This window comes from Dyella sp. A6 (genome assembly GCF_036320485.1).
GTDB lineage: Bacteria > Pseudomonadota > Gammaproteobacteria > Xanthomonadales > Rhodanobacteraceae > Rhodanobacter_A > Rhodanobacter_A aluminiiresistens.
This window is the reverse complement of sequence record NZ_CP132911.1, coordinates 677446-698851: the sequence shown is the minus strand read 5'-3', so window position 1 is coordinate 698851 and position 21406 is coordinate 677446. Positions and strand designations below refer to the sequence as shown.

Genomic DNA, 21406 nt, shown 5'->3' with positions numbered 1-21406 from the left:
GGGACGTATTGAACGGCCTCGGCCCCCTTCCTAGGACACTCGACGGCGCTCATCCAGCCGCCACCGAGCCTGATTCAATGCGTCCGATAAGGTCCCCAGGCCGGCTCGCGCACATCGCCATCCGCAAGCACCAGACGCTGCCTGACCTTGCCGTCGTCGGAAACGGCATAAAGCACGCCGTGACGCCCGGCACTGGAGGCGTACAGCAGCATGCTACCGTTCGGCGCAAAACTCGGCGACTCATCCAATGGGCCAGGCGAGATATAGCGGACCTGGCCACCCAAACTCATGTCCATGATGGCAATACGATACACGTTCCCATTCGCCTGCACCATCGCAAGCTGCTTGCCGTCCGAACTGATGTCGGCGTCGTAGTTGCTCTGCCCCTGGAAGGTGACCCGGGTCGGCGTGCCGCCGGTGGATGGCATCTTGTAGATCTGCGGCCGGCCGGAACGGTCGGAGGTGAAATAGATGCTCTTGCCGTCCGGCGACCAGACCGGTTCGGTATCGATCGCCAGGTTATGGGTCAGCCGGGTTTCCTTGTGGGTGGCCAGGTCCATCACATAAAGCTCGGGATTGCCCTGGTAGGAAAGCGACATGGCCAGCTTGGTGCCGTCGGGCGACCAGGCAGGGGCACCGTTGATGCCCTTGGGGCGACCGGAGATCAGGGTACGGGCGCCGGTGATGATGTTCTGCACATAGATCGCCGAGTTGCCGCTCTCGAACGAGACGTAGGCGATCTTGTTGCCGTCCGGCGACCAGCGCGGGGTCAGCAGCGCCTCGTGCGAACGGGCTACCACCTGCGGGTTGTAGCCGTCCGAATCGGCCACTACCAGCGAATAGGTCATGTGGTCGCCCAGACCCACCGCCGTGATGTAGGCGATCCGGGTCCAGAACGCGCCACGCACGCCGGTGATCTTCTGGTAGATGATGTCGGCGATCTGGTGCGCCACGCCGCGTAGGTCGCCTATCGGGGCCGGCGGCATTTCCTGGTGCAGTAGGCTCTGCTGCTTGTTGACGTCCCACAGCTCGTACTCGACCTGCACCTTGCCGTTGCCGGCGTCGGTGATGCGGCCGACCACGATGTAATCCTGCTTGAGCAGCCGCCAGGTGGCGAACTTGATCTCTGAGCCCTTGGTCGGCTGCTCGACGATCTCGCTCTTGGCCAGCGCGCGGAACTTGCCACAACGGTTGAAATCGTTACGCATCACGGCAGCCACATCGGTCGGCAACGGTGCGCCGGACGGCTGCGCGAACGGTACCACCACGATCGGCGTTGCCGTTTTCAGGCCACCGACGATGTCGACATTGAGCGATTGCGCGGATGCCGGAATCGCGACAAACGCCGCCAGAACCAGCAGAACGAGGGCGAACAACGAGCTGGATTTACGCATGGACTGGATTATCGCGGCATGAAAGTGAGGGTGATACTGCGGCTGAACACCTTCTCGAACCCCTTGTAGGGCAAGGTCCGGGTCCGCAGCACCGCATTCTCGATGGAGCGTCGGCCGGCATCGTCGTACGGGCAGCTGGGGTCGACCTTGGCGCTCATCACCTGGCCACCGGGCAACTGCACGATATGAACCTTGCAGGGAACATTCGGCATGTTATCCGGCCTTAACCAATTCGGTGTGACTGCGTTCTGAATCGCCGCTGCATAACGGTCGACCAGGGAACTGTCGAGTGCCCCGGTCCCGCTCTGCAGCTGGTCGCCCTTGGGAAGGTTGGCCTGGGCTTTCTTCAGGTCCGCCTGCTGCCGCTTGGCCGCCGAATCCAGCTTCTGCGTGTTCTTGGCCGCCGCATCCATCTTGGCGAACAGCTCGTCGACCTTTTTCAGCTCTTCCTTGCGCTTGGCCGCTTGGGCGTCGAGTTCGGCCATGTGCTGGCGCTCGCGCTCCTTCTGCACGCGGTCGGCCTCGGCCTTCTGCAGGCCCTGCTCGACCACCCGTTCCTGGTCCTTCACGTCCGGATGCACCGGCGGTGGCGGCAGGGTCTTGACCTTGGGCGCGGGCGTCGGCGGCGGGGTCGGCGGTGGCAGTTTGGGCGGTGGTGGCTGGGTATGTGGTTGCGGCTTCGCCTTGCTCGCCTTCGGCCGCGGGCTGGTGGTGGGCCCCACCAGGGTCGCCTCGATCACCGGCCCCTGCAACTGCAAGGGCGGCGAACAGGTGATCCGGTTCATCCACTGCGGCAGGTGCAGCGCCTGGAACAGGCTTTCGTAGCTGGTGCAAGGCAGCGTCGCCAGGAACAGGAATCCCACGATGCCCAGGTGCAGGATGGCGGAGACGACCACCGCCAACGGGGTCGCGTTACGGTCGCGCATTCTATTTGCCCGACTCCGGCGTGCTCATCAGGCCGACCTTGGACACACCCGCCTGCTGCAGGTCGGTCAGGGCCTGGTAGACGCCGTTGTACTTGCCGGACTGGTCGCCTGCCACCAGCACGCTGACATCCGGGTTTTCCTTGACGATAGCGCCGATCTCCACCTTCAGCTGCTCGGGCGTCACCGGGTCGCGGTCATGCTTGCTCTTGCGCAGGAAGAAGTTGCCGTTGCGGTCGACCTCGACGATGACCGGCTCTTCCTTGGTGTGCAGCGCCTTGGCATCGGCCTGGGGCAGGTTGACGTCGACACTGGCGTTGATCATCGGCGCGGTGACCATGAAGATGATCAGCAGCACCAGCATCACGTCGATGTAGGGGACGACGTTGATCTCTGACTTCAGTTTGAAGCGCTTGTGGCGCCTTGAGGGTCGCGCGGAACGCATGCGGGTGCTCCTGCTCAGGCTGCGTCGTCGGACTGGATCTGCCGCTGCAGCACGGAGGAAAACTCCTCCTGGAACACGTCGTAGCGCGAGGCCACCCGCTCCACCTTGTTGGCATAGCGGTTATAGGCCCACTGCGCGGGAATCGCGGCGAACAGGCCCATCGCGGTGGCGATCAGTGCCTCGGAGATGTGCGGCGCGACCACGGCGATGGTGACGTCCTTGATCTGGCCCAGGCCCTGGAACGCGCCCATGATGCCCCACACCGTGCCGAACAGGCCCACGTAGGGGCTGATCGAGCCGACGTTGGCAAGAAACTCCAGGTTGCGCTCGAGCAGGCCGACTTCGCGGGTCACGGTGACCTGCATCGCACGCTCGGCGCCCTCGATCACGATGCGCTGGTCGTGCACGCGGCGCTGGCGCTGGCGGGCGAACTCGCGGAAGCCGGACTCGAAGATGTTTTCCATGCCGCCGTTCTCGGCGCCGCGCCCGTTCACTTCACGGAACAGCTGGGCCAGGTCGGCACCGGACCAGAAGCGCTCTTCGAACGCCTCGGCGTCGGACATCGCGGCCTTCATCTGCACGTACTTGCGCACGATGATCACCCACGACATGAAGGAGAAGCCCAGCAGTACCAGCAGCACGGCCTTGACCGGCCAGCTGGAATCCGCGATCAGCGAGAAAATGTTCATTCCACCGTTCATTGCTTGGGGGTGCTCCGCCGCGAGGGTTGTTGTGTTCAGGGGTCGACGCCAGGGATCACGCCGTCCGGGATGCGTGCCGGTTGCATGCGTCGCAAGTCCACGCATGCCACCCGCACCAGCGCACGGATGAGTTCCGTGCCGTCCGGCCGGTAGATCGACTGGGCGAAAAGGATACTGGCTGCGCGCCGTTCCTGGACGGCTACCGTTACCTGCAGTTCATCGTCCAGCAGGGCCGGGCGCAGGAAGTCCAGCTGCATGTGGCGCACCATGAAGGCCAGTCCGGTGGCCTCGCGCAGGGCCGACTGATCCACCCCCAGCCCGCGCAGCCACTCGCTGCGGGCACGCTCCATGAAACGCAGGTAGCTGGCGTGATAGACCACGCCGCCGGCGTCGGTGTCTTCCCAATAGACGCGGACGGGCCAACGAAACGGTTCGGACGGCTGGACGGTTGCTGGGGACATGGAAACCGGGAGACATGACGGGAGGTCGGACCGTTTGGTCCAGCCTCAAAGCATACCGGCAACCGCGCGGTTTCGCCGCGTCGCGGATGGAAGCCGAAAATGGAGCCGGCTCAGCCCTGCCCTTCGGCGAACAGGTCGCCGGGCGCGGGACGGCGCGGCGGCGGGCTCAGCCCCAGGTGACGCCAGGCGCGGGCACTGGCCATGCGACCTCGTGCCGTGCGGACCAGGAAGCCCTGCTGGATCAGGTAGGGCTCGACCACGTCCTCCAGCGTGCCGCGATCCTCGCTCAGTGCGGCCGCCAGCGATTCGACGCCCACCGGGCCGCCGTCGAAATTCTCGATAATGATGGTCAACAGGCGACGATCGAGTTCGTCGAAGCCTTCGGCATCGACTTTAAGCATGTCGGTGGCCGCCTGGGCCGCCGCTACCGTGATGCGTCCACCGGCGCGCACTTCGGCATAGTCGCGGACCCGTCGCAGCAGGCGGTTGGCGATACGCGGCGTACCGCGCGAGCGGCGCGCAATTTCCTGCGCCCCCTCCACCTCGCAATCGATGCCGAGGATGCGCGCCGAACGCCGCACGATCGCAGTCAGCTCATCCGCCGAATAGAACTCCAGTCGCTGCACGATGCCGAAGCGGTCGCGCAGCGGTGCGGTCAACAGGCCGGCACGGGTGGTGGCACCGATCAGGGTGAACGGCGGCAGGTCCAGCTTGATCGAACGTGCCGCGGGTCCCTCGCCGATCATGATGTCGATCTGGAAATCTTCCATCGCCGGGTAGAGCACTTCCTCGACCACCGGCGACAGGCGATGGATCTCGTCCACGAACAGCACGTCGTGCGGCTCGAGATTGGTCAGCAGCGCGGCCAGATCGCCGGCACGCTCCAGCACCGGGCCGGAGGTGGAGCGCACGTTGACGCCCAGCTCGTTGGCGATCACGTGGCTGAGTGTGGTCTTGCCCAGACCCGGCGGACCGAAGATCAGCACATGGTCGAGCGCCCCGCCGCGCTTTTTCGCGGCCTCGATGTAGATCGAGAGCTGTTCGCGCACCGCTTGCTGCCCGAGATACTCGGCTAGCCGCTTCGGGCGAATGGACGCCTCCAGCGCCTCGTCGTCGAACTGGGTGGCGGCGGTCACGATGCGGGTATCGGTCATGGGGACATTATGGCGGCACATGCCGGGAAATGGACGAACTGCCTGTCAAATCCGGCTTGCTTCATTTTGTCGGGAAAGTGCGTCCGGCACGTCCCCGACTCGCCTGGCCGGGCGGAGACCGCCCAGGTTCCGCTGACCGAACGGATCAGATCTCCACTTGCGCGCCGAGCTCGATCAGGCGATTGCCGGGAATCTGGAAGAACGCGGTCGCCGGCAGTGCGTTGCGCGCCATGAACACGAACAGCTTGTCGCGCCACAGTGCCATGCCGGGACGCCGCTTGTGCGCGACCACGGTCTCGCGCGAGAGGAAGAAGGTCGTGTCCATCATGTCGAACGGCAGGCCGTTGCGGGCGCATTGCGACAAGGCCAGCGGCACGTTCGGATCCTCGGCAAAACCGAACTGCAGCTCGATGCTGTAGAACTCGCCACCCAGGCTGGCGATGCGGATGCGCTCGTCGGCCTCGGCAACCGGGGTTTCGAGTATCTCCACCGTCAACAGCACATTGCGCTCGTGCAGCACCTTGTTGTGCTTCAGGTTGTGCAGCAGCGAGTGCGGCACCGCCTCCTGGTTCGCGGTGAGAAACACCGCCGTACCCGGCACGCGGATCGGCGGATGCTCGCCGATGTTCTGGATGAACGGCGCCAGCGCCAGGCCGCCCTGCTTGATCTCGCGCACCACCAGCTCGCGACCGCGGCGCCAGGTGGTCATCAGCACGAACACGCCCAGCCCCAGCACCAGCGGGAACCAGCCGCCATGATCGATCTTGATCACGTTGGCACTGAACAGCGACAGGTCGATGGCCAGCAGCACGATGCCGCCCAGCACCACCACGAAACCGTTCCAGTGCCATTGGCGGCGGGCCACCACCAGCGCCAGCAGGGTGGTGATCGCCATGGTTCCGGTCACCGCGATGCCGTAGGCCGCACTGAGGTTGTCGGAACTGCGGAACCCGAGCACCGCGACCAGCACCATCACCAGCAGGAAGCCGTTGACCCACGGCACGAAGATCTGCCCGGACATCTCGCGCGAGGTGTGCAGCACCGGCATGCGCATCGAATACCCCAGCGACATCGCCTCGCGGGTCATCGAGAAGGCGCCGGAAATCACCGCCTGCGAGGCGATCACTGCCGCCACCGTGGCCAGCCCGATCATCGGGTAGAGCAGCACATGCGGCACCAGCTTGAAGAACGGGTTGTCGATCGCGGCGGGATGCTCCAGCAGCAGCGCACCCTGGCCGAAATAGTTCAGCGTCAGCGCCGGCAGCACGAAGCTGAACCAGGCCAGCCGGATCGGCTTCTTACCGAAGTGCCCCATGTCGGCATACAGCGCCTCGGCACCGGTCAGTGCCAGCACCACGCCGCCCAGCGAAATGAAGGCCATCATTCCGTGCACCTGGAAGAAGCGCACGCCGTACATGGGGTCGAGCGCCCACAGCACCGCCGGATTGCGCACGATCATGTGGATGCCGAACAGCGCAATCGCCACGAACCAGACCAGCATCACCGGCCCGAACAGACGGCCGACTTTTTCGGTGCCGAAACGCTGCACCGAGAACAGCACCAGCAGCACCACGACCGAGATCGGCACCACCCAGTGCGCCATCCCGGGCTCCGCCACCTTCACGCCCTCGACCGCGCCGAGCACCGAGATCGCCGGGGTGATCACGCCGTCGCCGTAGAACAGCGAGGCGCCGAAAATGCCCAGCGTGACCAGCAGCCAGCGGACTCTGGGCTGCTCGCGCACGCAGCGCTGCGCCAGCGCCATCAGCGCCATGATGCCGCCTTCGCCGCGGTTGTCGGCGCGCATGATGAACACGACGTACTTCAGCGAGACCACGATCAACTGCGACCAGAAGATCAGCGACAGCACACCGTAGATACTCACCGGCGTCGGCCGCATGCCGTCGTGGCTCAGGGTCGTCTGCAGGGTGTACAGCGGGCTGGTGCCGATGTCGCCATAGACGACGCCGATGGCGCCCAGCGCAAGCGCCGCCAGGCGCGGCGGAAGACCGCCGGAAGAGGTGGATTGGCTCATGGAAGGGGTTCCGGTCCGTACGTGCGGATCAAATCTCGACCTGTGCACCCAGCTCGATCAGCCGGTTGCCGGGAATCTGGAAAAACGCCGTGGCCGGCAGCGCATTGCGGGACAGGAACGCAAACAGCTTGTCCCGCCACAACGCCATGCCGGGCCGCCCTTTGTCGGCGACGATATTGTCGCGCGACAGGAAAAAAGTGGTATCCATCATGTCGAACGGCAGGCCGGTACGCGCGCACTGCGCCAGCGCCAGCGGCACATTCGGATCCTCGGCGAAGCCGAAGCGCAGTCCAAGGCCGTAGAACTCGCCCCCGAGGTCGTCGATGTGGATGCGCTCGTCGGCCTCGGCGATGGGCGTTTCGAGCACCTCCACCGTCAACAGCACGTTGCGTTCGTGCAGCACCTTGTTGTGCTTCAGGTTGTGCAGCAGCGCGTGCGGCACCGACTCCTGGTTGGCGGTCAGGAACACCGCCGTGCCGGGTACCCGCAGAGGCGGATGCTCGCTGATGTTCTCGATGAACGGCGCCAGCGCCAGACCGCCCTGCTTGATCTCGCGGATCACCAGTTCGCGACCGCGTCGCCAGGTGGTCATCACGGTGAACAGGAACAGGCCGAGCACCAGCGGGAACCAGCCGCCGTCTGGAATCTTCAGCGTGTTGGCGCCGAAGTAGCTTAGGTCGATCGACAGCAGCACCAGCCCGGTCAGGATCACGGCCGCCCGGTTCCAGTGCCACATGCGGCGGGCCACGATCATGGTCAACGTGGTATCGATCGCCATGGTGCCGGTAACCGCGATGCCATAGGCGCCACCCAGCGCCGACGACGAGCCGAAGAACACCACCGTGAACATCACCGCGATCAGCAGCGCACGGTTGACCCAGGGCAGGAAGATCTGGTTGATCGCCTCGCGCGAGGTATGCACCACCTGCATCCGGGGCACGAAGCCGAGCTGGATCGCCTGGCGCGTCACCGTGAAGGCGCCGGAGATCACCGCCTGCGAGGCGATCACCGTGGCCATTGTGGCCAGGCCGATCATCGGGTACTGGGCCCAGACGGGAACCGAGTGGTAGAACGGGTTGCTGATCGCCTCCGGGTGGTGCAGCAGCAGTCCGCCCTGGCCGTAGTAGTTGAGCAGCAGCGCCGGCATCACGAAGCCGAACCAGGCCGCGCGGATCGGGAAGCGCCCGAAGTGCCCCATGTCGGTGTACAGCGCCTCGGCACCGGTCACGCACAGCACCACCGAGCCCAGCGCCAGCAGCGACGCGACCCCGTGGGTCATGAAGAACCGCACTGCGTACCAGGGGTTGAGCGCCCACAGCACTTCCGGCGCCTGGATGATGTTCCATACGCCGATCACGCCAAGGCTGAGGAACCACAGCACCATCACCGGACCGAACACCGCTCCCACCCGCGCCGTGCCGTGCCGCTGCAGCCAGAACAGGCCGAGCAGCACCAATACTGTCAACGGCACGATCCAGTGGCTCAGTGCAGGGGTCGTCACCTTCAGGCCTTCCACCGCGGAGAGCACCGAGATCGATGGCGTGATCACGCCGTCGCCGAAGAACAGCGCGGCTCCCAGCACCGCCATCAGCACCACCAGCTTGCGCATGCGCGTGGAGCTGCCCACCGAGCGCTGTGCCAGCGCCATCAGGGCCATGATGCCGCCTTCGCCCTTGTTGTCGGCGCGCATCACCAGGCTCACGTACTTCACCGCCACCACCATGATCAGCGACCAGGTGACCAGCGACAGAATGCCCAGCACGGTCGCTGGATAGGGGTGCAGGCCATGCTCCGGCAGGAAGGTCTCGTGCATGGTGTACAGCGGACTGGTGCCGATGTCGCCGAACACGACACCGATGGCGCCGAGGATCAGTGCCTGCTTGCTGCCGTGCAATAGCTCGCCGTCTCCGGCGTCTTGTGCGGGCGGTGCCGTCTTTGACTGTTCACTCATGCCGATTCCAATGACCTAGCCGCCCAGTGCGGCACGCAACGCCTTGCGGATGATGGTTTCCGCGCTGTCCCCCTCGACCACCACCTTCTGCACCATCCGCGTCACCTCGGCAGGCTTGTAGCCGAGCTGTTGCAGCGCCACGGTGGCTTCGCCGGCAGGATCCAGCGGCGCTCCCGCCGGCTGGCCCGAAACCCCGGGAAGGCTGACCGTCAGACCATCGACCCGATCGCGCAGCTCCACCACGATGCGCTCGGCGGTTTTCTTGCCGATGCCGGGGATCTTGGTCAGCGCCACCACATCGCCGGCCTGTACCAGCCGCGCGAAATGGTCGGTGGACACGCCCGAGAGCACCGCCAGCGCAATCTTCGCGCCGATGCCCGACACCTTCTGCAGGTTGCGGAACAGCGCACGCTCGGATTCCTGCAGGAATCCGTACAGCGCAGCGCTGTCCTCCTTCACCGCGTAATGGGTGAGCAGCACCACTTCCTGGCCCAGGCCAGGCAGGTCGTAGATGGTGGACATCGGCGCTTCCAGCTCATAACCGACGCCACCCACCTCCAGCAGCAGCCATGGCGGCTGCTTGGATACCAGAGTTCCGCGCAGGCGGCCGATCATCGCCGCCTCCAGGCGCTGCGAGGGATGCCGATACGGCCGATGCTGGCACGCGTGTGCGCATGCGTGACCGCGATCGCCAGCGCGTCGGCGGCATCCGCCTGCAGCGGACCCTTCAGGCCAAGCAGCACACCGATCATGTGCTGCACCTGGGTCTTGTCGCCACGGCCGCTCCCGACCACTGCCTGCTTTACTTCCGTTGCCGCGTATTCGTGCACCACGATCCCCTGACTGACTACCGCGCAGATCGCAGCCCCACGCGCCTGCCCCAGCTTCAAGGCCGAATCGGCATTGCGCGCCATGAATACGCGCTCGATGCCGCACTCGTCCGGCCGATGCGCGGCGATGATCTCACCCAGTTCGTCAAAAATGCGTTTCAGGCGCAACGGGAAGCTGGCTTCGCCCGCCACCACGAGCGCCGCGTGGAACACGTGCGTCAGGCGACCCTGCGCGTCGGCGTCGATGATGCCCACGCCCGTGCGCTGGCTGCCGGGGTCGATGCCGACAATGCGCACACGCGACACGGCCGGGGTAGCGGAAGCGGGGGCGGGCACGGTCTTCATGGTCCGGTCGGATGAATACGGCACACGACCCGGTCATGCAACCGGTTGCGCCTGGCCATCCACCTTACTCCCGATGCCCCGCCCACATTCCCGTCACGGCAGCTGGGCGTTGTGATAGACCTCGCTGACATCGTCCAGCGCGTCCAGCTTGTCCAGCAGCGTGGTCAGTGCCTCGACCACATCCTCGGACACGGCCACACGATTGTTGGGGCGCATGCTGACGCCGGCGTGCTCGGCCTCGAGCCCTGCGGCGGACAGTGCCTGCTGCACCGACTCGAAATCCTCCGGCGCGCACAGCACGGTGCTCTCGCCGTTTTCGTTGACCACGTCGTCGGCGCCCGCCTCCAGGGCGGCCTCCAGCACCTTTTCCTCGACGGCTTCGTCACCACCGGTGGCGAACGCCAGTTCGCCGCAGCGCGTGAACTGGAACGCCACCGACCCGGACGTGCCCAGGTTGCCGCCGCTCTTGGACAGCGCATGACGGACATCGGCCACGGTACGCGTGGGGTTGTCGGTAAAGCAGTCGATGATCAGCGCCACGCCACCCGGGCCGTAACCTTCGTAGCGCATTTCCTCGCCAGCGCCATCGGCTCCCGAGCCACGTTTGATCGCGCGCTCGATGGTGTCCTTGGGCATGTTGGCCGACAACGCCTTGTCCACCGCTGCCCGCAGCCGCGGGTTGAGCGCCGGATCGGCCACACCGGCACGCGTGGCGACGGTGATTTCGCGGATCAGTTTGGTGAATACCTTGGCGCGCTTGGCGTCCTCGGCATTCTTGCGGCCTTCGATCGACGGGCCTCTACCCATGGCTGGCAAACCTGAACAATGGACAAGCGCGGGATTTTACTTCAATCGGCCGGTCGGCCTGCAAACCGCGGTGCCGCCGCCATGCTATCGAAGCGTCCGTCCCGGAGAAATCCGGCCACCCGATGGGCCACTTCCTGCGAAAACAGCAGGCCGGTATGCGTGGCCTCGACCACGCAATGGTCGCTGATGCCCGGCAGGCGGGTCTCGTCCACCGCCACGGTGCCGTCGTGCTCCCCCGCCACCTGGCCGAGCACCGCGCCCAGCCCCACCCGGGTCCGCCCGGCGATCACGCCCAGTTCGCGTGGACCGTCCCAGCGTTCAAAGCCATGTTCGAGCAATGTCCGGTTATGGCCCAGCAGGGCCTCGCCGCCCCGTCCGAGTTCGGCAAAGCGGCGCGCCGAGGCACTGCCCTTGAGCGGCGACCCCAGGCAGACAATGCGCCCCGGCGGCAAGCCGGTATCGTCCGCGCACACCTGCAGGGCCAGCAGACCGCCGAGACTGTGCCCCACCAGGTGCACCGGATCGGGACCGCAGTCCATCATCTGCGCGCGCAGGCGCTTGAGAATATGCTCCTGGGTGGCGGCAACGCTCATGTAATCGAAGCGATGCACGCGGTAGCCCTCTTCGATCAGGCGCCGGTGCAGCACTCCCAACGCGAAGCCGCGCATCCACAGGCCGTGCAGCAGGATGATGTGTTCGGTCATCGTCTCGCGTGTTCCGCTATGTCCAAGCCCCGGACATCGCAGTCCGTCGTCAGGCAACGATCATGCGACAGCCCGTGTGAACGCGGGTTCGCGACGGCGATGTAACGGGTCGACCACATCACACGCCACAGCGGAATGGTCCGAATCAGGATTCCCCGGCGGCATCGGCGGCAACCGCCACATGCAGCTCCTTCAGCTGCGCCAGGCTCACCGGCGAGGGCGCGTCGGTCATCAGGTCCTGCGCGCTGGTGGTCTTGGGGAAGGCGATCACATCGCGGATCGACTCGGTCCCGGCCATCAGTGCGGCAATGCGGTCGATACCGAAGGCCAGGCCACCGTGCGGCGGCGCGCCGAGCTTCAGTGCCTTGAGCAGGAAGCCGAATTTCATTTCGGCCTCTTCCGCACCGATGCCGAGCAGTTCGAACACCGCGCTCTGCATCTCCGGCCGGTGGATACGGATCGAACCGCCGCCGATCTCATTGCCGTTGAGCACCATGTCGTAGCCGCGGCTCACGGCCGTCGCCGCATTCGCCTTGAGATCGGCGATGTCGTCGACCTTGGGCGCGGTGAACGGATGATGCAGGGCGACGAAACGCTGTTCGTCCTCGTCGTACTCGAACATCGGGAAGTCGGTGACCCACAGCGGCTTCCAGCTGTTCTCGACCAGACCGCGGTCCTTGCCGAGTTTCAGGCGCAGCGCGCCCATGAAGTCGGTGACCGTCTTCCACTTGCCGGCACCGACGAAGATGATGTCGCCGGACTGCGCACCCGTGGCCTTGAGCACGGCGTCAAGCGCCGCGTCGTCGAGGAACTTCGCCACCGGCGAGTTCACCCCTTCGCGGCCCTTGGCCAGGTCCTCGACCTTGATCCAGGCCAGGCCCTTGGCACCGTACTTGGCGACGAACTCGGTCAGCCCGTCGATCTCCTTGCGGCTCAGCGACGCAGCCTCGGGCACGCGCAGCGCGGCAACGCGACCGGCCGGGTCGTTGGCCGGCTCGGCGAACACCTTGAACTCGACATGCTTCAGCGCCTCGGCCACGTCGACCAGTTCCAGCGCGATACGCAGGTCCGGCTTGTCGGAACCGAAGCGGCGCATCGCCTCGGCCCAGGTCATCCGCGGGAAGCTGGCATCCAGCTCGACGCCCTGCACTTCGCGGAACACGTGGCGGATCAGTTCCTCCACGAAGTCCTGCACGTCCTGCTCTTCGACAAAGGCGAATTCCAGGTCGAGCTGGGTGAATTCCGGCTGGCGGTCGGCGCGCAGGTCCTCGTCGCGGAAGCAGCGCGCGATCTGGTAGTAGCGGTCGAAGCCGGCCATCATCAGGATCTGCTTGAACAGCTGCGGCGACTGCGGCAGCGCATAGAACTGGCCCGGATGCACGCGGCTGGGCACCAGGTAGTCGCGCGCACCTTCCGGCGTAGCCTTGGTCAGGATCGGCGTCTCGATGTCCTGGAAGCCGCGCTCGTCCAGATAACGGCGCAGCGCCTGCACCAGCTTGATCCGCTTGCGCATCATCGCCTGCATCTCGGGGCGGCGCAGATCGAGGTAGCGGTAGGTCATCCGCATGTCCTCGTTCGGGTTCTCGTGCAGCGCGAACGGCAGGTCCTTCGCCGCGTTGAGCACCTCGACCGTCTCGGCCAGCAGCTCGACCGTGCCGGTCTTCAGCTTGTCGTTGATCGACAGGCGCTGGCGGATCGTGCCGGTGACGCGCAGGCAGTACTCGTAACCGACCTCGCCCGCCACCGCGAAGGCGTCGGCGTTCTCGCGCTCGACCACCACCTGGGCCAGGCCCTCGTGGTCACGCAGGTCGATGAAGGCAACGTGGCTCTGCAGACGGGTCTTGTTGACCCAACCGCACAGGGTGACGTTCTGGCCAACCAGGGACTCGTCGATGAGACCGCAGTAATGCGTGCGCATGCGCTTGAAACTCCGGCCGCGGCCGCGGCATTGAAGACAGTGGACAAGACCGGAAATGGTATCACGTGCGGGCATAGCTTCCGGGCCGCTGCCGCGCGACCCGGAGCCGATCTCAGCTGCTCTCGCCCGACGGCTTCGCGGCCGGTGCCGGTGCCGGTGCCGGTGTCGACGCAGGTGCCGGCGCAGGGGATGGTGCCGGCGCTGGAGCTTCCGCAGCCTTGCTGTCCGACTCGCCGGTTCCGCTGCCGTCGACCAGGTTGCGCTTCTTGTCGCCGTCCTTCTTGAAGTCGGTTTCGTACCAACCACTACCGGCCAGACGGAACGATGGCGCGCTCAACCGGCGCTGGACCTGGGGTGCGCCGCAGGACGGACAGATCTCCGGATCGGGGTCCGACAGCTTCTGCAACCGGTCAAAACGATGCCCGCAGTGGGCACATTCGAATTCATAGATAGGCATCGACTGCTCCTGAGTACCCGCCACATCATCGTGCAGGCCCGCGCATTATCGAAATCATCACGCAGATTTCAACAAGATGTAAAAAAAATGTTTGGCATCGCCGCGTATCGGGAGTAGCCTGCAAATCGAGGGTTATCAGACAGACGCAATGCACCCTCGACCTAGGGGAAATTCAGAAAAAGGGACTTAGGCGTATCGACGTCTAGACATCCATTGACGCAAAGGCAGTTGTCACTTAGCCTCGTTTTGCTGCAAAGCAGCATAATAACAACGGAGTCACCATGCATCGACTAAACCGCAAACTACCTGTCGCCCTGCTCCCGGCCGCCCTGCTGCTGGCCCTTGCGGCCACTGCGAACGCCCAGGCACAACAATCCATGCCTTCGGCCAAGAAAGCCAAGAGCCTGCAGACCGTCGTGGTCACCGGCACGCGCGCTTTCGATCGCACCGAATCCACGTCGCTGTCGCCGATCGATGTGCTGACCCCGAAAGACCTGGTGGACACCGGCGCCCCGAATCTTTCCACCGCGCTGCGCACGCTGCTGCCCTCGTTCAATTTTCCCCAGCCGTCAGTGACGGATGCCACCGATGCCACCCAGCCGGCGCAGTTGCGCGGCCTGTCGCCCGATGAAACCCTTGTGCTCATCGACGGCAAGCGCCAGCACACCACCGCTATCGTCAACGTCAACGGCTCGCTCGGCCGCGGCTCCTCGCCGGTCGACCTCAACGCCATTCCGATCAACGCCATCGATCACATCGAAGTGCTGCGCGACGGTGCAGCCGCCCAGTACGGCTCCGACGCCATCGCCGGCGTGATCAACATCATCCTCAAGCACGGCGCCACGGGCGGCTCCGCCAGCGTCACCGGCGGCCAGTACACCCGTGGTGACGGCACCACCTGGCAAGGTGGCGCTGACGGCGGCTTCGCGCTGGGCTCCAAGGGCTGGGTGCATCTGAGCGTGGACGCCACGCACCAGGACGCCACCAACCGTGCCGGCCCGGACATCCGCTATCCCGCCGACCCCACCTACAACCAGACCACCTTCCACTATGGTCTGCCGACCACGCGCGCCAAGCAGGCGGCGATCAACCTGCAGTACGACTTCACGCCCAACGTGGAGCTGTATGCGTTCAGCCTGTTCAACAAGCGCGACGTCTCCGCAGGCGGCTTCTTCCGTTCGCTGTCGCAGTACAAGAACTCGTCGCCGGCCGCTGCAGCTGTCTACCCGGACGGCTACCTGCCGATGGAAAACAGCGCTATCCGCGATGATTCGGAAGTGATCGGCCTGCGCGGCAAGGTGGGCGGATGGAACTACGACGTCAGCGCCAACACCGGCGGCAACCACTGGAAGCTGATCACCAGCAACACCTTCAACTACTCGCTGGGCAGCACCTCGCCGACACGCTTCTACATCGGCACGCTGAGCAACCGCCAGAACATCCTCAGCGCCGACTTCAGCAAGGACTTCTACCCGAGCCTGTTCAAGAACGGCCTGACCGTGGCATGGGGCCTGAACTACAGCCACGAACAGTTCGAGATCAAGCAGGGCGATGCCGCCTCCTATGCGGGTGCCGGCGCCCAGGTGTACCCGGGTTACCAGCCCAGCGACGCCGGCAAGCACGCGCGTCACAGCCGCGCCGTGTACCTCGACCTGGAAAGCGACCTGACCGACAAGCTCTCGGCCGGGTTCGCCGTGCGCAACGAGCACTACAGCGACTTCGGCAGCACCAACTCGGCCAAGCTGTCCGGCCGCTATGCCTTCAACGACACGATCGCCCTGCGCGCCACCGCGTCGAACGGTTTCCGCGCGCCCTCGCTGCAGCAGGAGTATTACTCCAGCACCGCGATCAACTTCATCAACGGTGTGCCTTACACCATCCGCACCTTCCCGGTGGACAACCCGGCCGCCAAGGCCCTGGGCGCACAGCCGCTGAAGCCCGAAAAATCGCGCAACTTCACCGTCGGCCTCGTGCTCACCCCGACCAATGGGCTGTACACCACCCTGGACCTGTACCAGATCACCATCGATCACCGCATCATCCTCAGCGGCAACCTGACCGGTACCGCCGTGCAGGACTACCTGACCTCGGTGGGCATCCCGTACGTCAGTGGCGGCCGCTTCTTCACCAATGCAGTCAACACGCGCACCCGTGGCGTCGATCTGGTCTCCACCTATCCGTTGCAGCTGCAGGATTCCACGCTGAAGTTCACCGGCGGCCTCAACTACAACAAGACGGACCTGCTGTACATCGAACCCAACCCGGCACAGCTTGGTCTGGCTGGTTTGACCCTGCCGGTGATCGACCGCGCCGAACAGGGCCGCATCACCAAGGGTAGCCCGCGCACCAAGGCCTTCGTCGCCGCGAACTGGGACATCAGCAACTGGACCGTGCATGGTCAGCTGACCCGCTACGGCCAGTGGACCGACCTCAGCTCGAGCAGCCCCAACTACGACCAGACCTACGGTGCACGTTTCGTGCTGGATGCCAGCGTCAGCTACCGCTGGAACAGCTGGTCGTTCACGGTGGGCGGCAACGACATCAACAACGCCTATCCGGAGAAAGTGATCAGCCACAACAACTATCACGGCATCCTGGCGTACCCGAACTCCTCGCCGTTCGGCTTCAGTGGCGCCTACTATTACGGTACCGTGGCCTACCACTGGTAAACGCTCGCCAACGAGCATCGTGGGAGCGTCCGCGTACGCGGACGCTCCCATGGACACGGCAACGCGCATAGACAATCGCGCGTCACCCCCGAACAACCCCCAAGGCAGGACACATGCAAAAGACATTTCTCGCATGGGCGGCCCTGACCCTGCTGGCGGCAGCACCCTACGTGCAAGCCGCGCCGCAGAAGGCAGCGTCATCGTCCATTCCCCAGCAAGCACTCGATGCCACCGCCCATGGCACCACCATGGCGGCCCTGGCCGGCGTCAAACCGGTCACGGCGAAGCACGGCATGGTAGTCACCGCGCAGCACCTGGCCACCCAGGTCGGTGTGGACATCCTCAAGCAGGGCGGCAATGCGGTCGATGCCGCCGTGGCCGTAGGCTACGCACTGGCCGTGGTGCACCCCTGCTGCGGCAACATCGGCGGCGGCGGCTTCATGGTGCTGCACCTGGCCGACGGCAAGAACGTCTTCCTCGATTTCCGCGAGAAGGCGCCGCTGAAGGCATCTCCAAGCATGTACCAGGACGCCAAGGGCAACGTGATCCCGGGCAAGAGCACCGGCACCTATCTCGGCATCGGCGTGCCGGGCACGGTGATGGGCCTGGATACCGCGCTGAAGACCTACGGCACGATGCCGCTCAGCAAGGTGATGGCGCCCGCGATCAAGCTCGCCCGTGACGGCTATGTGCTGGAACAGGGGGACGTCAACATCCTCAACGAGCGCGTGAAGGACTTCGCCAAGTACCCGAACGTCGCCGCGATCTTCCTCAACCACGGCAAGCCCTACGTGCCCGGCGACCGCCTGCGCCAGCCGCAGCTGGCCAAGACCCTGGCGCTGATCTCGAAGGACGGTACGCGCGCCTTCTACGACGGCCCCATCGCCCGGCAGATCGTCGCCGCCAGCGACAAGAACGGCGGCATCCTGTCGCTGAAGGACTTTGCCGACTACACGGTGAAATGGGACAAGCCGATCACCTGCGAGTATCACGGCTACACCTACGTGTCCGCACCGCCACCCAGCTCAGGCGGCACCACCATCTGCCAGGTGCTGCAGATCCTCAAGCCGTACCCGCTGTCGAAGTGGGGCTACGGTTCGGTCAAGAGCGTGCACTACATGGTCGAGGCCGAACGGCGTGCCTTTGCCGACCGCAATACCTACCTCGGCGATCCCGCTTTCGTGCACAACCCGATCGACAAGCTGCTGGCCCCGGAACACGTGGCCAAGATGCGCGCCACCATCCAGCCGGACAAGGCCACGCCGTCGTCCGAGATCAAGGGTAGCCTGGGTGCGGTGGAAGGCACCAACACCACCCAGTTCTCCATCGTCGACCGTCGCGGCAATGCGGTCAGCATCACCTACACCATCAACTACCTGTTCGGCGTCGGGCAGATTGCCGGCAACACTGGCTTCTTCCTCAACAACGAGATGGACGACTTCACCTCCAAGCCGGGCGTGCCCAACTCGTTCGGTCTGGTGCAGGGCAAGATCAACCAGATCGAACCCGGCAAGCGGCCGCTGAGCTCGATGTCGCCCAGCCTGGTGCTGCGTGGTCCGCATCACAAGCTGTACATGGTGACCGGCAGTCCCGGTGGCTCGACCATCATCTCGACCACGCTGGAAAGCTTCCTCAACGTGGCCGAGTTCGGCATGAACGTGCAGCAGGCCGTGGACGCGCCGCGCCTGCACGAGCAGTGGTATCCGGACCAGGTCTTCGTCGAGCCCGGGCTGCTGTCGTCCGCCGCGCAGAAGCAGCTGGAGGCCATGGGATACACCTTCAAGCAGGTGCGTTCCTGGGGTGCCGATGAGGCCATCCTGGTCAACCCGAAGACCGGCATGCTCGAAGGTGCCAACGACCGTCGCCGCCCCGCCGGCCTGGCCGCCGGCTACTGATGCAAGGCTGAAACACAACGGCCGGCCCGAGCGATCGGGCCGGCCGTTGCCGTGTCAGGGACCGGAGCGCGCCAGGCGCGCCGCCCTTCAGTGCATGCGGAATACCAGCTGTCCGCCGTCGGCGCCCACCACGATGGTATGGCCCGGCGCGAAGCGTCCTTCCAGAATCTGCTTCGCCAGCGGATTTTCCAGCTGCTGCTGGATCGCCCGCTTCAGCGGCCGTGCGCCGTACACCGGGTCGAAGCCCACGTTGCCCAGCAGGGTCAACGCATCGTCGCCCACCTCCAGCTTCAGCTCGCGCTCGGCCAGCCGCTTCTCCAGGTAGGCCAGCTGGATCTTCGCAATGGCGCGGATCTGCGCCTTGTCCAGCGGACGGAACACCACCAGCTCGTCCAGCCGGTTGATGAACTCGGGCCGGAAGTGGTTCTGCACCACACCCAGCACCGAGGCCTTCATCTTGGTGTACTCGGCCTCGCTGTCGCCACTGTCGCCAGCCATGTCCTGGATCAGGTTGGAGCCAAGGTTGGACGTCATCACCACCACGGTGTTGCGGAAGTCCACGGTGCGCCCCTGGCCGTCGGTCAGACGACCGTCGTCCAGCACCTGCAGCAGGATGTTGAAGACGTCCGGGTGCGCCTTCTCCACCTCGTCCAGCAGGATTACGCTGTACGGCCGGCGACGAACCGCCTCGGTCAGGTAGCCGCCTTCCTCGTAGCCCACGTACCCCGGAGGTGCGCCGACCAGCCGGCTCACCGAATGCTTTTCCATGAACTCGCTCATGTCGATGCGCACCATCGCATCGGTGGTGTCGAACATGAACTCGGCCAGCGCCTTGCACAGCTCGGTCTTGCCGACACCGGTGGGGCCAAGGAACAGGAACGAACCGTTCGGCCGGTTCGGATCGGACAGGCCCGCGCGCGAACGGCGGATCGCGTCGGAAACCGCCTTCACGGCCTCGTCCTGACCCACCACGCGCTTGTGCAGCTCGTCTTCCATGTGCAGCAGCTTCTCGCGCTCGCCTTCCAGCATCTTGCTGACCGGAATGCCGGTCCAGCGCGAGACCACCTCGGCGATCTCCTCGGCGGTGACCCTGGTCTGCACCAGCTTGAAGTCGCCGGTCTGCTCGGCCGCCTGCGCCGCGACCAGCTGCTTTTCCAGCTCCGGCAACCTGCCGTACTGGAGCTCGCTCATCTTGGCGTAGTCCTGGCGACGCTGTGCGGACTCCAGCTCCTGACGCACCTGCTCGATCTGCTCCTTGATCTTGGTCGCGCCCTGCAGGGCAGCCTTCTCCGACTTCCAGATCTCGTTGAGGTCGGAAAACTCGCGCTCCAGCTTCTCGATGTCGGCCTCCAGATCAGCCAGGCGCTTCCGGGATGCCTCGTCGGTTTCCTTCTTCAGCATCTCGCGCTGGATCTTCAGCTGGATCAACCGACGCTCGAGCCGGTCCAGCTCTTCCGGCTTAGAATCGATCTCCATGCGGATGCGCGACGCGGCTTCGTCCATCAGGTCGATCGCCTTGTCCGGCAGCTGGCGGTCGGCGATGTAGCGGTTGGACAGCGTGGCGGCGGCGACGATGGCCGGGTCGGTGATCTCCACGCCATGATGTACCGCGTAGCGCTCTTTCAGCCCGCGCAGGATCGCGATGGTGTCCTCCACCGAGGGCTCGCCCACGAACACCTTCTGGAAGCGGCGCTCCAGTGCGGCGTCCTTTTCGATGTACTGGCGGTACTCGTCCAGCGTGGTGGCGCCGATGCAGTGCAGCTCGCCTCGTGCCAGCGCGGGCTTGAGCATGTTGCCGGCATCCATCGCGCCATCCGCCTTGCCGGCACCGACCATGGTGTGCAGCTCGTCGATGAACAGGATGATCTGGCCCTCGTTCTTGGCCAGGTCGTTAAGCACCGCCTTCAGGCGCTCCTCGAATTCGCCGCGGAACTTGGCACCGGCGATCAGCGCGCCCATGTCCAGCGCCAGCACGCGACGATCGCGCAGGCCTTCGGGCACTTCGCCCTTGACGATGCGCTGGGCGAGGCCCTCGACGATGGCAGTCTTGCCCACGCCCGGCTCACCGATCAGCACCGGATTGTTCTTGGTACGCCGCTGCAGCACCTGGATGGTACGGCGGATCTCCTCGTCACGGCCGATCACTGGGTCGAGCTTGCCCGACTCGGCGCGCGCGGTCAGGTCGACGCAGTATTTCTCCAGCGCCTGGCGCTGGTCCTCGGCGTTCTCGCTCTGCACCTTTTCGCCGCCGCGAACCTTGTCGATCGCTGCCTCCAGCTGTGCCTTGGTGGCACCGGCGGCTTTCAGGGCCTGGCCCAGCTCGCCCTTGTCCTCCAGCGCCGCCAGCACGAACAGCTCGCTGGCGATGAACTGGTCGCCGCGCTGCTGAGCCAGCTTGTCGGTGAGGTTCAACAAACGGCTGAGGTCGTTGCCCAGGTTGATGTTGCCTTCCTGGCCACTGACCCGCGGCAGGCGATCCAGTTGCTCGTTGATCCGCTGCTGCAGCATCGGCACGTTGACCTTCGCCTGCGCCAGCAGTGGCGCGGTCGAACCACCCTGCTGGGCCAGCAGCGCGGCCATCACATGGACCGGTTCCAGCATGTTGTTGTCGCGACCCACGGCCAGCGACTGCGCGTCCGCCAGCGCCTGCTGGAAACGCGAGGTGAGTTTGTCCATTCGCATCGTTAGTCCCCGCAAAAGATTTGGCGGCATGGCCG

General features: G+C 65.2%; 17 protein-coding genes. 2 read left to right on the top strand and 15 right to left on the bottom strand.

Annotation, left to right across the window (positions count from 1 at the left end):
- Positions 1–74 precede the first annotated feature (74 nt).
- From tolB to RA164_RS02800, 14 genes are all read right to left on the bottom strand, one after another.
- A complete protein-coding gene (gene tolB, locus RA164_RS02865) occupies positions 75–1394 on the bottom strand; it encodes a Tol-Pal system beta propeller repeat protein TolB (protein ID WP_329742471.1) in 1320 nt (439 codons plus the stop codon).
- 8 nt (positions 1395–1402) lie between these two features.
- Positions 1403–2320, bottom strand: a complete 918-nt coding sequence (locus tag RA164_RS02860) for a cell envelope integrity TolA family protein (RefSeq protein WP_329742470.1) — start codon at positions 2318–2320, stop codon at positions 1403–1405.
- Position 2321: 1 nt separating this feature from the next.
- Positions 2322–2762 (bottom strand): protein TolR, encoded by a 441-nt coding sequence (tolR, locus tag RA164_RS02855; protein WP_329742469.1) that lies wholly within the window; start codon positions 2760–2762, stop codon positions 2322–2324.
- A 14-nt stretch (positions 2763–2776) separates the two neighbouring features.
- Complete coding sequence (gene tolQ / locus RA164_RS02850) at positions 2777–3463, bottom strand: protein TolQ (RefSeq protein ID WP_329742468.1); 687 nt, start codon at positions 3461–3463, stop codon at positions 2777–2779.
- A gap of 35 nt (positions 3464–3498) precedes the next feature.
- Positions 3499–3924 carry a tol-pal system-associated acyl-CoA thioesterase gene (gene ybgC / locus RA164_RS02845; protein ID WP_329742467.1) on the bottom strand — a complete coding sequence of 142 codons (426 nt, stop codon included), beginning with the start codon at positions 3922–3924 and terminating at the stop codon, positions 3499–3501.
- Positions 3925–4034: 110 nt separating this feature from the next.
- A complete protein-coding gene (gene ruvB / locus RA164_RS02840) occupies positions 4035–5078 on the bottom strand; it encodes a Holliday junction branch migration DNA helicase RuvB (protein ID WP_329742466.1) in 1044 nt (347 codons plus the stop codon).
- A gap of 145 nt (positions 5079–5223) precedes the next feature.
- Positions 5224–7113, bottom strand: a complete 1890-nt coding sequence (locus RA164_RS02835; protein WP_329742465.1) for a potassium transporter Kup — start codon at positions 7111–7113, stop codon at positions 5224–5226.
- A 28-nt stretch (positions 7114–7141) separates the two neighbouring features.
- Positions 7142–9064, bottom strand: a complete 1923-nt coding sequence (locus RA164_RS02830; protein WP_329742464.1) for a potassium transporter Kup — start codon at positions 9062–9064, stop codon at positions 7142–7144.
- 15 nt (positions 9065–9079) lie between these two features.
- On the bottom strand, positions 9080–9679 hold the full coding sequence (gene ruvA / locus RA164_RS02825) for a Holliday junction branch migration protein RuvA (protein WP_329742463.1): 600 nt from the start codon (positions 9677–9679) through the stop codon (positions 9080–9082).
- Positions 9676–10239 (bottom strand): crossover junction endodeoxyribonuclease RuvC, encoded by a 564-nt coding sequence (gene ruvC, locus RA164_RS02820; protein ID WP_329742462.1) that lies wholly within the window; start codon positions 10237–10239, stop codon positions 9676–9678. The genes ruvA and ruvC overlap by 4 nt, the downstream gene beginning before the upstream one ends.
- A gap of 93 nt (positions 10240–10332) precedes the next feature.
- Complete coding sequence (locus tag RA164_RS02815; protein ID WP_329742461.1) at positions 10333–11046, bottom strand: YebC/PmpR family DNA-binding transcriptional regulator; 714 nt, start codon at positions 11044–11046, stop codon at positions 10333–10335.
- Positions 11047–11087: 41 nt separating this feature from the next.
- On the bottom strand, positions 11088–11750 hold the full coding sequence (locus RA164_RS02810; protein WP_329742460.1) for an alpha/beta fold hydrolase: 663 nt from the start codon (positions 11748–11750) through the stop codon (positions 11088–11090).
- 145 nt (positions 11751–11895) lie between these two features.
- A complete protein-coding gene (aspS, locus tag RA164_RS02805; RefSeq protein WP_329742459.1) occupies positions 11896–13668 on the bottom strand; it encodes an aspartate--tRNA ligase in 1773 nt (590 codons plus the stop codon).
- A 112-nt stretch (positions 13669–13780) separates the two neighbouring features.
- Entirely contained in the window at positions 13781–14125 is a 345-nt protein-coding gene (locus RA164_RS02800) for an FmdB family zinc ribbon protein (RefSeq protein WP_329742458.1), read from the bottom strand.
- A gap of 281 nt (positions 14126–14406) precedes the next feature.
- On the opposite strand from RA164_RS02800, the gene RA164_RS02795 reads away from it, so the two are divergent.
- The gene (locus RA164_RS02795) at positions 14407–16794 is read left to right on the top strand and encodes a TonB-dependent receptor plug domain-containing protein (RefSeq protein WP_329742457.1); all 2388 of its coding nucleotides are present in this window, start codon (positions 14407–14409) and stop codon (positions 16792–16794) included.
- A 113-nt stretch (positions 16795–16907) separates the two neighbouring features.
- The gene (ggt, locus tag RA164_RS02790) at positions 16908–18689 is read left to right on the top strand and encodes a gamma-glutamyltransferase (protein ID WP_329742456.1); all 1782 of its coding nucleotides are present in this window, start codon (positions 16908–16910) and stop codon (positions 18687–18689) included.
- Positions 18690–18776: 87 nt separating this feature from the next.
- Here the strand turns inward: ggt and clpB are convergent, their stop codons facing one another.
- Complete coding sequence (clpB, locus tag RA164_RS02785; RefSeq protein WP_329742455.1) at positions 18777–21371, bottom strand: ATP-dependent chaperone ClpB; 2595 nt, start codon at positions 21369–21371, stop codon at positions 18777–18779.
- Between the last annotated feature and the right edge of the window lie 35 nt (positions 21372–21406).

Bases quoted from the DNA above. Each gene is read 5' to 3' on its own strand.
- tolB (WP_329742471.1), bottom strand. From the start codon at position 1,394: ATGCGTAAATCCAGCTCGTTGTTCGCCCTCGTTCTGCTGGTTCTGGCG.
- RA164_RS02860 (WP_329742470.1), bottom strand. From the start codon at position 2,320: ATGCGCGACCGTAACGCGACCCCGTTGGCGGTGGTCGTCTCCGCCATC.
- tolR (WP_329742469.1), bottom strand. From the start codon at position 2,762: ATGCGTTCCGCGCGACCCTCAAGGCGCCACAAGCGCTTCAAACTGAAG.
- tolQ (WP_329742468.1), bottom strand. From the start codon at position 3,463: ATGAACGGTGGAATGAACATTTTCTCGCTGATCGCGGATTCCAGCTGG.
- ybgC (WP_329742467.1), bottom strand. From the start codon at position 3,924: ATGTCCCCAGCAACCGTCCAGCCGTCCGAACCGTTTCGTTGGCCCGTC.
- ruvB (WP_329742466.1), bottom strand. From the start codon at position 5,078: ATGACCGATACCCGCATCGTGACCGCCGCCACCCAGTTCGACGACGAG.
- RA164_RS02835 (WP_329742465.1), bottom strand. From the start codon at position 7,113: ATGAGCCAATCCACCTCTTCCGGCGGTCTTCCGCCGCGCCTGGCGGCG.
- RA164_RS02830 (WP_329742464.1), bottom strand. From the start codon at position 9,064: ATGAGTGAACAGTCAAAGACGGCACCGCCCGCACAAGACGCCGGAGAC.
- ruvA (WP_329742463.1), bottom strand. From the start codon at position 9,679: ATGATCGGCCGCCTGCGCGGAACTCTGGTATCCAAGCAGCCGCCATGG.
- ruvC (WP_329742462.1), bottom strand. From the start codon at position 10,239: ATGAAGACCGTGCCCGCCCCCGCTTCCGCTACCCCGGCCGTGTCGCGT.
- RA164_RS02815 (WP_329742461.1), bottom strand. From the start codon at position 11,046: ATGGGTAGAGGCCCGTCGATCGAAGGCCGCAAGAATGCCGAGGACGCC.
- RA164_RS02810 (WP_329742460.1), bottom strand. From the start codon at position 11,750: ATGACCGAACACATCATCCTGCTGCACGGCCTGTGGATGCGCGGCTTC.
- aspS (WP_329742459.1), bottom strand. From the start codon at position 13,668: ATGCGCACGCATTACTGCGGTCTCATCGACGAGTCCCTGGTTGGCCAG.
- RA164_RS02800 (WP_329742458.1), bottom strand. From the start codon at position 14,125: ATGCCTATCTATGAATTCGAATGTGCCCACTGCGGGCATCGTTTTGAC.
- RA164_RS02795 (WP_329742457.1), top strand. From the start codon at position 14,407: ATGCATCGACTAAACCGCAAACTACCTGTCGCCCTGCTCCCGGCCGCC.
- ggt (WP_329742456.1), top strand. From the start codon at position 16,908: ATGCAAAAGACATTTCTCGCATGGGCGGCCCTGACCCTGCTGGCGGCA.
- clpB (WP_329742455.1), bottom strand. From the start codon at position 21,371: ATGCGAATGGACAAACTCACCTCGCGTTTCCAGCAGGCGCTGGCGGAC.